The sequence below is a fragment of the Proteiniclasticum sediminis genome (assembly GCF_018128025.1).
Lineage (GTDB): Bacteria > Bacillota > Clostridia > Clostridiales > Clostridiaceae > Proteiniclasticum > Proteiniclasticum sediminis.
In genome coordinates this window covers 1-13,241 of the sequence record NZ_JAGSCS010000010.1, presented here as the reverse complement: position 1 = coordinate 13,241, position 13,241 = coordinate 1, and the positions used below count along the sequence as shown (strand labels likewise).

Here is a 13,241-nt window from a genome sequence, read left to right as displayed (position 1 = left end):
GCCCGAAAAAGAAATTCGCTCAAAAAAGTTTAGGCCATTGTTCACATTATCTTTGTAGATTATTAACTTTCCGGGAAACTCCACCCAGTATAATAAAGATACAAACCAAAGCGAATCGGAAAGGAGATGGCCGGCCATGCTGGAGGCAAAAGAAGGGTACTGCACCCAATGCGAGCTAATTACCTATTTCCTTCCTGTGGAGGAAGGCTATGAATGTCAGCGCTGCAAGGGCATCAACACCATGCAGGGGTTGAAAAACCTCTCCGAGGATCCTGAGGTGAAGGCGGAAACGGTGGTGGATCTTTACCTACCGGATGATCTGGAATAACATTTTGAAGGGGCAGGGGGAAACCCCCTGCCCCTTTCTTGCGAGAAGGATGAAAAGACGGTAAACTGTAGAAGTATCTTTTAGCGTCAAAGTAAAAGGAGGCGAGGGAATGTTGAAGGAACAGGTGATCCGGGATGTGGAAGCCCAGGATTTAATTCATCCGGGGGACCGGATTCTGGTGGCTTTTTCCGGCGGAAGCGATTCCCTGGCCCTCCTATCGGTGCTCCATGAGCTCTCGCCCTTCTTGGGGTTTACCTTGGGTGCCGCCCATGTGAATCACGGGCTGCGGGGCGCATCGGCCGACAAGGATGAGGCGTTTTGCCGTACCTTTGCCCAGGAACGGGGGATTCCCTTCTACAGCAAAAAAATGGACATTGAGGCCCTGGCCGAGGCTAAGGGCTGGTCCCTGGAAATGGCCGGACGGGAAGCCCGATATGCATTCTTTAAGGAAATTATGGTACAAGAGAACTACACGGCATGTGCCACCGCCCACCACCAGGATGACCAGCGGGAGACGATCCTTCTCCATCTGTTCCGGGGAACGGGACTCACCGGTCTTTCCGGGATGGCCTTCCAGCGGGAGGCTTTTATCCGCCCCCTGCTCAGTGTGGAAAAAGAGGAGATCTTGACCTATCTTGAGGAAAAGGGACTGAGCCCCCGGGAAGATGAGACCAACAAGGATCCGGCCTTTCTTCGAAACCGCATCCGCCTGGAGGTCATCCCCTATATTCAGCAGCACTTCAATGGGGATTTCCCCCAAACCTTAAGCCGAATGGCGAAAACCCTCCGGGAAGACCGGGAGTTCATCGAGGAGGAAGTGCAAAAGGTCCGTCCAGGAGTTCTCCGGGAAGAGCAGGATCGGCAAGGTCAACCGAAAGTGGTCCTGACGAAGGAGGCCTTTACCCTGCCCATGGCCCTAAGGATTCGGATGATCCGGGAGGCTGTAGCTTTGGTCAAGGGAAACCTCCAGAATATCGAGGAGGTTCATCTTCGGGACATCGAAGCCCTCAGCCGAAAAGAATCGGGGAAAATGCTGGATGTGAAGGACGAGATTGTGGCCCGCCATGTCTATGGGGAGGTCATCATCACGCGAAAATCAGCCGCGGAGCCCTCCGATCTTCGAACCACGCTTCCCCTTCCGGGCAGCGTGATGGTGGAAGGACGGCGAGTGGAGGCGAGGGTGGTGTCCCGGGAAGCCCTGGGCCGTGATCCCCGCTGCCGCTATTTTGACCGCGGAGCCTTCGGGGAAGAGATTCTCATCCGCCATCGGGAAGATGGGGACAAAATGAAGCCCCTGGGGATGACGGGGAACCGGAAAGTGAAGAGCATTCTCATCGACAAAAAAATGAACCGGGAAGACCGGGACCGGCTGCTGGTGCTGGTCAGTAAACAGGACATCTTTTCCCTGGGAAACCAGGTGATCAGTGAAGATTATAAAGTTAAGGAAAGCACCCAAGAGGTGCTGGAAATCGGGATCTATGAGGAGGAAAATAAGTGATTGCAGATGATGTGAAGGAAATTTTATTCAGCCGGGAGGACCTGTCCCAAAAGTGCCGGGAACTGGGGGACCAGATCAGCCGGGACTACGAAGGGAAAGAACTGGTTTTGGTGGGGATCCTCAAGGGATCTGTGGTGTTCATGACGGATCTCATGAAGGAAATCACCATTCCCTGCAATATTGAGTTCATGGAAGTGTCCAGCTACGGCACCGGAGCCACCAGTTCCGGCGTGGTAAAGATCAACAAGGATCTGGATATGGATATTTCCGGAAAGCATATTCTCATTGTGGAGGATATCATTGACACGGGTATTACCCTGAGCTACCTGGTGGATTATCTGAAGAACCGCAAGGCGGAAAGCATCGAGATCGTTTGCCTCCTCGATAAAAAGGAACGGCGGCTGAAGGATATCCCCGTGGCCTATATCGGTTATGAGGTTCCCGATGAGTTCATCATCGGCTATGGCATCGACTATGCGGAGAAGTACCGAAATCTGCCCTTTATCGGATCCCTGAAAGATGAGATCTATAAAAAGTAGAAAACCCTTTCTTTCCTTTGCCGTTGGTCGTAAAATAAGTAGTATACAATTAAATTATTCCCCGTGAAATTTTAAGGGGAAAAGATGAGAAAGAAAGGAGACAGACAGGAAAAGCTTCCTGTCGGATAACACCGATGAATTCGAAGACGAAAATTCCAGGGATGTTCAGCTTCACCGCTGTCATCCTCCTGTTCATGATCGGGTATTACCTTATTGCGGGGATGGATGCCCAGCTAAACTCCATCTCCTACAATCAGTTCACCACGGAGTACCGGGCGGACAAGATCAAGGAGATCAGCGTGTCCGCCGATGGCATGACCATTAAGGGCATTCGTACGGACAACACCACCTTTACCACCGTGGCAGCGCCGGAGCGACTGGCCCAGTTCCTCAATGATGAGGGCAAGGATGCTGTGGTGGAGCGCTATACGCCGAAGTCCGATTTCTCGGTGTGGAGCCTGGTGACCCCTGTGCTCCTTCTGGGCGGCATTGCCTTTTTCTTCATCTATATGAACAAACAGAACCAGAATATGGGCAATAGCAACCGCAACGCCATGAATTTCGGCAAAAGCCGGGCGAAAATGGCCAATCCCGACACCCGCCATGTGACCTTCCAGGATGTGGCAGGAGCTGATGAGGAGAAGTACGAGCTCCAGGAAGTGGTAGATTTCCTGAAGAATCCCAAAAAGTATCTGGATCTGGGTGCGCGGATTCCCAAGGGAATCCTTCTGGTGGGCCCTCCGGGAACCGGTAAGACCCTCTTGGCGAAAGCTGTGGCCGGCGAAGCCGGCGTACCCTTCTTCAGCATCTCCGGTTCGGATTTTGTGGAGATGTTTGTGGGCGTGGGCGCATCCCGTGTTCGGGATATGTTTGATCAGGCCAAGAAGAATGCCCCCTGCATCATTTTCATCGACGAAATTGACGCCGTGGGCCGCAAGCGCGGTGCAGGGCTTGGCGGAGGCCACGACGAGCGGGAGCAGACCCTGAACCAGCTTCTGGTGGAAATGGACGGCTTCGGCATCAACGAGGGCATCATCATGGTGGCTGCCACCAACCGTCCGGACATTCTGGACAATGCCCTCCTGCGTCCCGGCCGCTTTGACCGGCAGATCGCCGTGGGCTATCCCGATGCCAAGGGCCGGGAAGAGATTCTCAAGGTCCATGTGAAGAAGAAACCCCTGGGTGAAGACGTGAACCTCAACACTTTAGCGAAAATGACCTCCGGCTTCACCGGAGCCGATCTGGAAAACCTCACCAATGAGGCGGCCCTCCTGTCTGTCCGGGCCAACAAGAAGTTCATCACCATGAAGGAGCTGGATGAAGCCATCACCCGCGTCATTGCGGGAACAGAGAAGAAGTCCCGTGTGGTTTCCGAGCATGAGCGTCGGCTCACCGCCTATCATGAAGCGGGCCATGCCATCATTGGACGCCTTCTCCCCAACATGGATCCCGTCCATCAGATCAGCATCATACCCCGGGGCATGGCCGGAGGCTACACCATGCATCTCCCTTCGGAGGACCGTTCCTACATGAGCAAGAGCCGGCTTCTGGACATGATGGTTTCCCTCCTGGGGGGCCGCGTGGCCGAGTCCCTGGTGCTGAAGGATATCTCCACCGGAGCCAAGAATGACATTGACCGGGTTTCGAAAATCGCCCGGGCCATGGTCACGGAATACGGCATGAGCGAGAAAGTGGGAACCATCTCCTTCGGAGAAGATCAGGAAGTCTTCATCGGCCGCGATTTCTCCAAGTCCAAGAATTTTTCCGAGAAAATGGGTGAACTTATCGATGATGAGGTAAAGAGCCTGGTGGATGCGGCCTATAAGAAGGCGGAAGAAATCCTCACGGAAAATCTGGACAAGCTCCACCTCCTGGCCCAAAAGCTCCTGGAGATGGAAAAAATCGAGGCGGATGAGTTTGAAGAACTTTTCACCACAGGAAAGATTACCCCGAAAAATGCAGCACCGGAAACGGAGAGCGTTCATGGGGAGCCTAAGGACAAACCAATCTACAAGCCTGCCCGGGAAGGGGATTATCCCCATGAACCCCTAACTGAAGCATAGCTGAAACAAGATTTTTACAGGCAGAGGAAACTCTGCCTGTTTTTCGCGGGGAGGTGTAAATGATTACATCTTCCCCTCTTGGTCATTCCCAGGAACTTTTTCCGATGGTATAATAAAAATAGTTTGAAGGGAGGATGAGTTTTGGAAAAGGAATGGATTTTGGAGGAGACGCGCTGCGTCATGGAAAAGGACACGGCAAAGGCTTTGGGGTCCGGGGATCTTCCCGTGTACGCCACACCGGCTCTGGCCGCCTTCATGGAGCATACCGCCAAGGAGCTTCTGAAGCCCATGCTGAAGGAAGGGGAGACCACGGTGGGGACGCATCTTCACTTGGATCACCTGAAAGCCACAGGAGTGGGAAAAACGGTCCGATCCCGGGCAGAGCTGCTTCAGGGGGAGGGGCGCAAAATGACCCTCCGGGTCGAGGTGTTTGAAGGGGAGGTCCTCATCGGCACGGCGATCCATGAACGGGTGATTGTCGATGGAAACAAGTTTATGAATAAAATCAACCACATGATTTGAGGAGGTACAACTTGAAAACTGATATTCAAATTGCACAGGAATCCACCATGCTCCATATCCGCGACGTGGCAGCCCAGCTGGGGCTCACCGAGGATGATCTGGATCTCTACGGCAAGCATAAGGCCAAAGTGTCCCTGGATGTGCTCAAAGCCCATGAAGGGGACGAGGATGCCAAGCTGATCCTCGTCACGGCCATCAATCCCACCCCCGCCGGCGAAGGAAAATCCACCGTCACCGTGGGTCTGGGCCAGGCGCTGAACCGCCTGGGGAAAAAAGCAGTCATTGCCCTGCGTGAACCCTCCCTGGGACCGGTCTTTGGGGTGAAGGGCGGAGCCGCCGGCGGCGGATATGCCCAAGTGGTTCCCATGGAGGACATCAATCTTCATTTTACCGGAGACATGCATGCCATCACGGCGACGAATAATCTCCTGTGTGCCGCCATCGACAATCATATTCATCAGGGCAATGCCCTGAGCATCGATGTGCGTCGAATCCTGTTCAAGCGGGTCATGGATATGAATGACCGGGCCCTGCGTCAGGTCAATGTGGGCCTGGGCGGAAAGCCCAATGGATTCCCCCGGGAAGACGGCTTCATGATCACCGTGGCCTCGGAAATCATGGCCATCCTCTGTCTGTCCACCTCCCTGGAGGATCTGAAGGCCCGCATGGGTGAAATCCTCATTGGCTACAATCTGGCAGGAGGCCCTGTCTTCTGTAAGGATCTGGAGATTCAGGGGGCCATGGCCCTCCTCATGAAGGACGCCATTAAGCCGAATCTGGTGCAGACCCTGGAAAACACTCCGGCCCTTATTCATGGCGGACCCTTTGCCAACATTGCCCATGGCTGCAACAGCATCCTGGCCACCCGCACGGCGCTGAAGCTGGGCGATTATGTGGTGACCGAGGCTGGCTTTGGCGCCGATCTGGGTGCGGAAAAGTTCCTGGACATCAAGTGCCGCTTCGGCGGACTGAATCCCAGCGCTGTGGTCATTGTGGCCACTGTGCGGGCACTGAAGCATCACGGCGGAGTGGCTAAGGCAGACCTGGGCACCCCCGATGTGGAAGGGCTGAAGAAGGGCATCGTCAATCTGGAAAAGCAAATCGCCAATATCCGGAAGTTCAACCTGGAACCCGTGGTGGCCATCAACCGCTTTGTGACGGATTCCCCCGAGGAACTGGCCTTCATCCAGGCTTTCCTGGAGGAGCGCAAGGTCGGCGTAGCCCTGACGGAGGTCTGGGCCAAGGGGGGAGAAGGCGGACTGGAGCTGGCGGAAAAGGTCATTGCGACGGCAGAAAAAGCAGGAAAATACCAGCCCCTTTATGCGGTGGAAGCCCCCATCAAGGCCAAGGTGGAAACCATCGTCAAGGAAATTTACGGAGGCTCCTCCGTGGCGTATTCGCCGGCAGCGGAGAAAGCCATTAAGGACATCGAAGCCATGGGTCTCGACAAGAAACCCATCTGCATGGCCAAGACCCAGTATTCCCTGTCGGATAACCCCAAACTCCTGGGAGCGCCCACGGGCTTTGAGGTCAAGGTCAATGAGGTTCGCCTCTCCAACGGCGCGGGCTTCATCGTGTGCCTCACGGGAGACATCATGACCATGCCCGGACTGCCCAAGGTCCCGGCAGCCAACCGCATGGATATCGATGAAGAAGGCAATATCGTGGGCTTATTCTAAAGAGATGGAGAAGACGGAGGGATTCCCTCCGTCTTATTTATGCCATGGAGGGGGAAGCCCTGAAAAATCGGGAAAAACCGCACTTCGGATGCCTCGCGGCCATGTCCTTTTTGCTTGACATTAAAGGGAATCTTGTTAAAATAGTATTGTCAAAAATAACCACAGCGTAATAGATCCATCGTGTAGCAGCTTCACAGCTGCTTTTAGAATATTATGGGGAGATGTTTTATGATACTGCTAATCGATGTCGGAAATACCAATATCGTCATGGGTGTCCATGATGGGGAGCGGATCGTTTCCGATTTCCGTCTTTCCACCGATGCGCGGAAGACCTCCGATGAAATCGCCATTGAGGTGCTCAGCCTCTTTCAGATGAACCGGCTGAGAGCGGAGGATATCGATGGAGTCATCATCTCTTCTGTGGTGCCCAACGTCATGTACTCCCTGGAGAACATGGTGCGAAAACTCTTCAACGTTCCCCCCGTGGTGGTGGGAGCTGGCGTGAAAACCGGCATCAACGTCAAGACGGACAATCCCAAGGAAGTGGGCGCCGACCGCATTGTCAATGCCGTGGCGGCCACCCATAAGTACAAGCGGAGCCTCATCATCATCGACTTTGGCACCGCCACCACCTTCTGTTCCGTGAAAAAAGACGGTACCTATGAAGGCGGAATCATCTGCCCGGGAATCAAAATCTCTGCCGATGCTCTTTTTGAGCGGGCAGCGAAGCTCCCCCGGGTGGAGCTCATGAAACCGGAAAAGGTCATCGGGAAAAACACCGTGGTGTCCATGCAGTCCGGCCTCGTCCATGGCTACATCGGCATGGTGGAGCACCTGGTGAAGCTGATGAAAACCGAAATGATGAACGATGGCGAAGAGGAGCCCCTGGTGGTGGCCACGGGCGGATTCTCCCGGCTCATGAAGAGCGGAACTGACGTCATCGATGCCATTGAACCCAATCTGACCCTGGAAGGGCTGAAACTGATCTATGATAAAAATAAGAAATAAAACCCTGGAGAGCAACGTGTTCCTGGCCCCCATGGCCGGAGTCACGGATATCTCCTTTCGCGAGATCGCCATTAGTATGGGCTGCTCCATGGTTTACTCCGAAATGGTCAGCGCCAAGGCGCTCCATTACGGCAGCAGCAATACGGAAGACCTGCTGAGGATCTCACCCTTGGAAAAACCCATTGCCGTGCAGCTTTTCGGCAGCGAAAAAGAGATTCTGGCGGAAACGGCGGCCCGGCTCAGTGAGAATGAGGACATCGTCCTCATCGACATCAACATGGGCTGTCCAGCACCCAAGCTGGTGAAAAACGGCGAAGGAGCTTCCCTCATGCTGGATCCGAAAAAGGCCCAGGAGATTCTTCGGGAAGTGAAGAAGGCCACGGACAAACCCGTGACCTGCAAATTCCGCCGAGGATTCAAGATGGATGAGGAAACCGCCCTGGATTTTGCCCTTCGCATGGAAGAGGCCGGTGCCGATCTCATCACTGTCCATGGGCGATTCCGGGAGCAGTACTATTCGGGCAAATCCGACCGGGAAATTATCCGGAAGATCAAAAAGGCCCTGTCCATTCCGGTCATCGGAAACGGCGATATCTTTACCGGAGCCGATGCGCTGGAAATGTTTGAGACCACCGGGTGCGACGGGATCATGGTGGCCCGGGGAGCCCTGGGAAATCCCTGGATTTTCTCAGAAATTCGCGCGGCCCTGGAGAATACCCCGTATACTCCGCCCACCCTGGAGGAGCGGATCCGCATCCTCATCCGGCACTATGAGAACACCCTGGCCTATGACGGCGAGCGTAAAGCCGTCCGGGAGATGCGCAAGCATGTGGGCTGGTATCTCAAAGGCATGCCCCGCAGCACTGACCTCAAGAACCGGATCAACACCGAAACCGATTCCCGAAAAGTGCTGGAAAGCCTCGCGGAATATGGCTTTTGGCTCGCGGGCCAATGATTAAAGCCGTTGACAATGAACGATATTGTAACTATAATGGGTTATTAAATGAACTGATTAAGGGGATATAAAATGAGTGAAGCAAAAAAATACATTATGACCTATGACGGGGTAAAAAAGCTCGAAAGCGAGCTGGAATACCTGAAGACCGTCAAGCGCAAGGAGATCACGGAAAAGATCAAGGTAGCTCTGGGCTACGGAGACCTCAGTGAAAATTCCGAGTATGATGAGGCGAAAAATGAGCAGGCTTTCGTAGAAGGCAAAATCGTTCAGCTGGAAAACATGCTGAAAAACGCCAGCGTCATCGATGAAAGCGAAATCTCCGTGGATATCGTCAGCGTGGGCTGCACTGTCAAGGTCTATGATTTTGATTTTGACGAAGAGGTGAACTACACCATCGTCGGCTCCACGGAAGCAGATCCCATGAATTTTAAAATTTCCAATGAGTCTCCCGTGGGCAAGGCCCTCATCGGCCATGGCGTGGGAGATGAGGTTCTCGCTGTGGTTCCCAATGGAACCAGCAAGTTCAAGATCATCGAAATAGGAAGAGAGTAGGTGCAAGACGTGTCAAATGAAGAAAGCAATTTGAGAGAGACCGAGGACCGTTTGTCGGAACAGGAGCTCTTAAGACGAGAGAAGCTGAAGGAGCTGCAGGAAGCCGGGCAGGATCCTTTTGATGTCTACAAGGTGGAAATCACCCATAATTCCAAGGAAATCAAGGAGAACTACGAAGCCCTGGAGGGCGTGAAGGTCAAGACCGCCGGACGGCTCATGCGCAAAAGAGTGCAGGGGAAGGCTGGTTTTTCCGATATTCATGACCGGGAAGGAAAACTCCAGATCTACATCAAGATCGACATGGTGGGCGAGGAGAAGCTGAAGTTCTTCAAAACCCTGGACCTGGGCGACTGGATCAGCGTGGAAGGCGAAGCCTTTGTCACGAAGACCGGAGAAATCTCCCTTCTGGTCTCCAGCTTCGAGCTCATTTCCAAGGCCCTAAAGCCCCTGCCGGACAAGTGGCATGGCCTGGTGGATCCGGATATCCGGTACCGTCAGCGGGAAGTGGATCTCATCGTGAATCCTGAAGTTCGGGAGAAGATGATCAAGCGTACCCACATCATCCGGGAAATCCGCCGATATCTCGATGACCGGGGATACCTGGAAGTAGAGACCCCCATTTTGTCCCCCATTGCCGGTGGTGCTGCCGCAAGACCCTTTGTCACCCACCACAATGCCCTGGACATCGACATGTACCTGAGAATCGCCACGGAGCTTTATCTGAAGCGCCTCATCGTGGGTGGATTTGAAAAGGTCTATGACATGGGCAAGAACTTCCGGAACGAAGGCATCGACTTCAAGCATAATCCGGAATTCACCATGATTGAGCTTTATGAAGCCTACAGTGACTATAATGATATGATGGACCTGACGGAGGACCTGGTGTCTTCTGTGGCTCAGAAGGTTCTGGGCACCATGGTCGTCAACTACCAGGGAACAGAAATCAATCTGGCACCACCCTGGAGAAGAGTCACCATGGCGGATATCGTCAAGGAAGAAACCGGCATCGACTTCAATGAAGTGAAGACCGATGAAGAAGCCCATGAGATCGCCCGCAAAATGCACATCCAGGATGACTTCAAGTATGATGTGAGCCTCACGACCAAGGGGGATGTGCTGAACGTCATGTTTGAGCGGTTCTGTGAAGACAAGCTGATCCAGCCGACCTTCATCTGCGACTATCCCGTGGAAATTTCCCCGCTGACCAAGAAGAAGCGCGGAAATCCGGACTTCACCGAACGTTTCGAAGGCTTTATCTTCGGCCGTGAAATCTGTAATGCCTATTCCGAGCTCAATGACCCCATTGTGCAGCGGGATCGCTTCACCCAGCAGGCAAAGGAAAGAGAGCTTGGCGATGACGAAGCCTACATGATCGATGAAGAGTTCATGAGCGCCCTGGAAACGGGAATGCCGCCCACAGGCGGACTGGGAATCGGCATCGACCGAATCATCATGTTCCTTACCGATGCTCACTCCATCCGGGACATCATTTTGTTCCCCACAATGAAGCCCCAGGATTAAACGTAAATATGTGTAAAAGCACCGCTTTGGCGGTGCTTTTTTATAAACTTCTGAATTTTAATGTTGTTTATTCAGCTTGGTACCCTGAATTTATGGAAAATTTTCCATAATAAGTTTATTTTTTCGATTAATATATAATAATTTTCCAAAATCCGTTGACTATGAACTCGTTTTGAAATAATCTAGTATTGTGCACATTGAAAACGATTTAAGGATTTAGCTTTTGTGAAAGTAAATCTTTAGCCCGTTGCACGTAATTTACTCTTTTTCCTTTATGAGTGTGTGCGGAACACTGAATTAAATCTAATATGAGAAGTTCGATCTTAGCGAGCTCATATTTCAGGAATTCAATCAACTCATTTGAAAAGATTGATGACTATCAAGATGCAGAATCATTATGGGTGAATAAATATATCGGCATGTTATCCGACCAAAGCAAAAAAATCAAGTTTCTGTTGAATAGAAGGGAGTGAAATATCATTGTCATCCGCATAATTAAGATCTGTTTTGCTACTTCGCAATCCTATTCTCCCGAATGAATCTGACACTTTTTCTTTAGTCAGAATGTAGATAAAAAAGATGAGTATTTTAGGCTTCATCACAATGATTGAAAGTGATGAAAAACGAGGAGTTATACGATGAAGAAAATTAAACCGATAGTGTTCTTTCCTCCGGTAATCCTTCTACTGGTCGCAGTAATTGTAAGTTTTCTTGATAAGGAAGCATTTAGTAATGTGGTTAACGGAACGAATTCGTGGATTCTAGTCAACTTTGGGTGGTTATTTAGTCTTAGTGGAATTATTTTCCTGATAGTGATCATAGGATTATATTTTTCACCATTTGGGAAAGTCAAAATAGGCGGATCTAAAGCAAAACCATTGCTGGGACGGTTTGAGTGGTTTTCGATAACTTTAACCACTGGAATAGCCATTGGACTTTTATTTTGGGCTACAGCTGAACCCATGTACCATTTATTGGCACCACCTGCATCACTTAATATCGAACCAAGTTCACCAGAAGCAGCTGTATTTTCATTATCATCCCTGATGCTACACTGGACTTTTACACCCTATGCCATATATACTGTTCCCGCCGTCATTTTTGCTTTTGCATATTATAACATGAAGAAACCTTACAGTTTGGGTTCAACCATGGATCCAATCTTAGGGAAAAAATCTTACGGCAAAATTGGTCAGGGTATCGATGCTATTTGCTTATATGCTTTAGTTGGCGGAATGGCTGCATCTCTTGGAACTGGTGTATTAACCGTTTCCGGAGGGCTGACATATCTTTTTGGAATTGAAAGCAATCCTACACTTTGGCTGATTGTGGATATTGTGATTGTTGTAGCTTTTGTATTATCTGCGATCACAGGCTTGATGAATGGGGTTAAAAATCTTTCGAAGATAAACACTTGGCTTTTCATTGGGCTAGCAATATTTGTCTTCGCTGTTGGTCCTACCGTGTACATTCTTAACCTAGGAGTAGAATCATTTGCGGACTATATCACTAACTTTATGCAGAAGAGTTTGTTTACGGGAATCATACAAGGTGATAGCTGGCCCCAAGGATGGACGATGTTCTATTGGGCTAATTGGTTAGCGTGGGCACCTATCACAGGATTATTCTTGGGTAGAATATCTTATGGATATAAAGTCAAAGATATGATTATGACAAACTTCATACTTCCATCACTTTTTGGGTTACTTTGGATGTCGATTTACGGAGGAGGTGCGATATACTCGCAGCTCAATGGCGTACCCATCGCGGAAGCAGTAACCAGCCAAGGCCCTGAAGCGGCAGTTTACCTATTTTTCTCCCAATACCCACTGGCTAAAATAATAATCCCGATCTTCATTTTTGCAGCTTTTCTATCTTATGTGACCGGTGCGGATGCCATGACTTCATCTATGGGTGGAATGAGTACGACCGGAATTTCACCGGATAGTCCAGAACCTTCAATCGGGATGAAAGTATTTTGGGGTGCTCTGCTTTGTATAGTTTCATGGGTTATGCTAGCATTTGCGGGGATTGATGGTATTAAAATGTTATCAAACCTTGGTGGATTCCCAGCGCTATTTTTAGAGTTAGCAATGGCGTACTCTATTGTTAAAGTAGCTAAAAACCCAATGAAGTATGATACTTTTAAAGAGGACTATACAGCTGATGGAGTTCCCATTGAGTCCCATCAGAATTTGGGGCAAGTTGTTCCTTTGGATAATCTCGATCAATCCGAGGAAGTTGAAGCTATCTAGCTAAAGCGATTATTAATTGTAGAATAGTTTTTGCATTAGTTGACAAATAATATCAAAGAAGATGATTCCTGCGCTGTGCAGGAATCATCTTCATTTTTCACTGAGATCACGTTTGTATTTACGTAAGTAAGTTACCACTGTTACTGCTACGATTGGACGTCCAAAACCTGACGGGATAAGGCGTCCGAAGTTTGCTGGAGAAGATGGCCAGTTCAACTGCGCGGTTGAGCTGGCCATCTTCTTAACTTAATTCTCCGCTGATCACGAGTCTCACCATGTGGTCATCGATGATCCGCTTGCCGTTCTGGCAGCCATAGA

At 50.8% G+C, this 13,241-nt stretch carries 11 protein-coding genes; all 11 read left to right on the top strand.

Features of this window, described 5'->3' with window-relative positions:
- The first annotated feature begins 136 nt into the window (after window positions 1-136).
- The 11 genes from KCG48_RS08425 (at window position 137) to KCG48_RS08375 (ending at window position 12,923) form a co-directional block, all read left to right on the top strand.
- Window positions 137-328: a hypothetical protein gene (locus KCG48_RS08425; RefSeq protein ID WP_211801275.1), complete on the top strand. Its 192-nt coding sequence runs from the start codon at window positions 137-139 to the stop codon at window positions 326-328.
- A gap of 109 nt (window positions 329-437) precedes the next feature.
- Window positions 438-1,826, top strand: a complete 1,389-nt coding sequence (gene tilS, locus KCG48_RS08420) for a tRNA lysidine(34) synthetase TilS (RefSeq protein WP_211801273.1) — start codon at window positions 438-440, stop codon at window positions 1,824-1,826.
- Window positions 1,826-2,365, top strand: a complete 540-nt coding sequence (gene hpt, locus KCG48_RS08415) for a hypoxanthine phosphoribosyltransferase (RefSeq protein WP_211801381.1) — start codon at window positions 1,826-1,828, stop codon at window positions 2,363-2,365. Before tilS ends, hpt begins: the two co-directional genes overlap by 1 nt.
- Before the next feature lie 134 nt (window positions 2,366-2,499).
- Entirely contained in the window at window positions 2,500-4,428 is a 1,929-nt protein-coding gene (gene ftsH, locus KCG48_RS08410; RefSeq protein WP_211801271.1) for an ATP-dependent zinc metalloprotease FtsH, read from the top strand.
- A 141-nt stretch (window positions 4,429-4,569) separates the two neighbouring features.
- Window positions 4,570-4,950, top strand: a complete 381-nt coding sequence (locus KCG48_RS08405; RefSeq protein WP_211801270.1) for a thioesterase family protein — start codon at window positions 4,570-4,572, stop codon at window positions 4,948-4,950.
- A gap of 11 nt (window positions 4,951-4,961) precedes the next feature.
- Complete coding sequence (locus KCG48_RS08400) at window positions 4,962-6,629, top strand: formate--tetrahydrofolate ligase (RefSeq protein WP_211801268.1); 1,668 nt, start codon at window positions 4,962-4,964, stop codon at window positions 6,627-6,629.
- Window positions 6,630-6,857: 228 nt separating this feature from the next.
- Window positions 6,858-7,637, top strand: a complete 780-nt coding sequence (locus KCG48_RS08395) for a type III pantothenate kinase (RefSeq protein ID WP_211801266.1) — start codon at window positions 6,858-6,860, stop codon at window positions 7,635-7,637.
- Window positions 7,621-8,592, top strand: coding sequence for a tRNA dihydrouridine synthase DusB (dusB, locus tag KCG48_RS08390; RefSeq protein ID WP_211801379.1), 972 nt, complete (start codon window positions 7,621-7,623; stop codon window positions 8,590-8,592). The genes KCG48_RS08395 and dusB overlap by 17 nt, the downstream gene beginning before the upstream one ends.
- Window positions 8,593-8,664: 72 nt before the next feature.
- A complete protein-coding gene (greA, locus tag KCG48_RS08385) occupies window positions 8,665-9,147 on the top strand; it encodes a transcription elongation factor GreA (RefSeq protein WP_211801264.1) in 483 nt (160 codons plus the stop codon).
- A 9-nt stretch (window positions 9,148-9,156) separates the two neighbouring features.
- Entirely contained in the window at window positions 9,157-10,668 is a 1,512-nt protein-coding gene (lysS, locus tag KCG48_RS08380) for a lysine--tRNA ligase (protein ID WP_211801377.1), read from the top strand.
- A 638-nt stretch (window positions 10,669-11,306) separates the two neighbouring features.
- Complete coding sequence (locus KCG48_RS08375; RefSeq protein ID WP_211801262.1) at window positions 11,307-12,923, top strand: BCCT family transporter; 1,617 nt, start codon at window positions 11,307-11,309, stop codon at window positions 12,921-12,923.
- Window positions 12,924-13,241 lie beyond the last annotated feature (318 nt).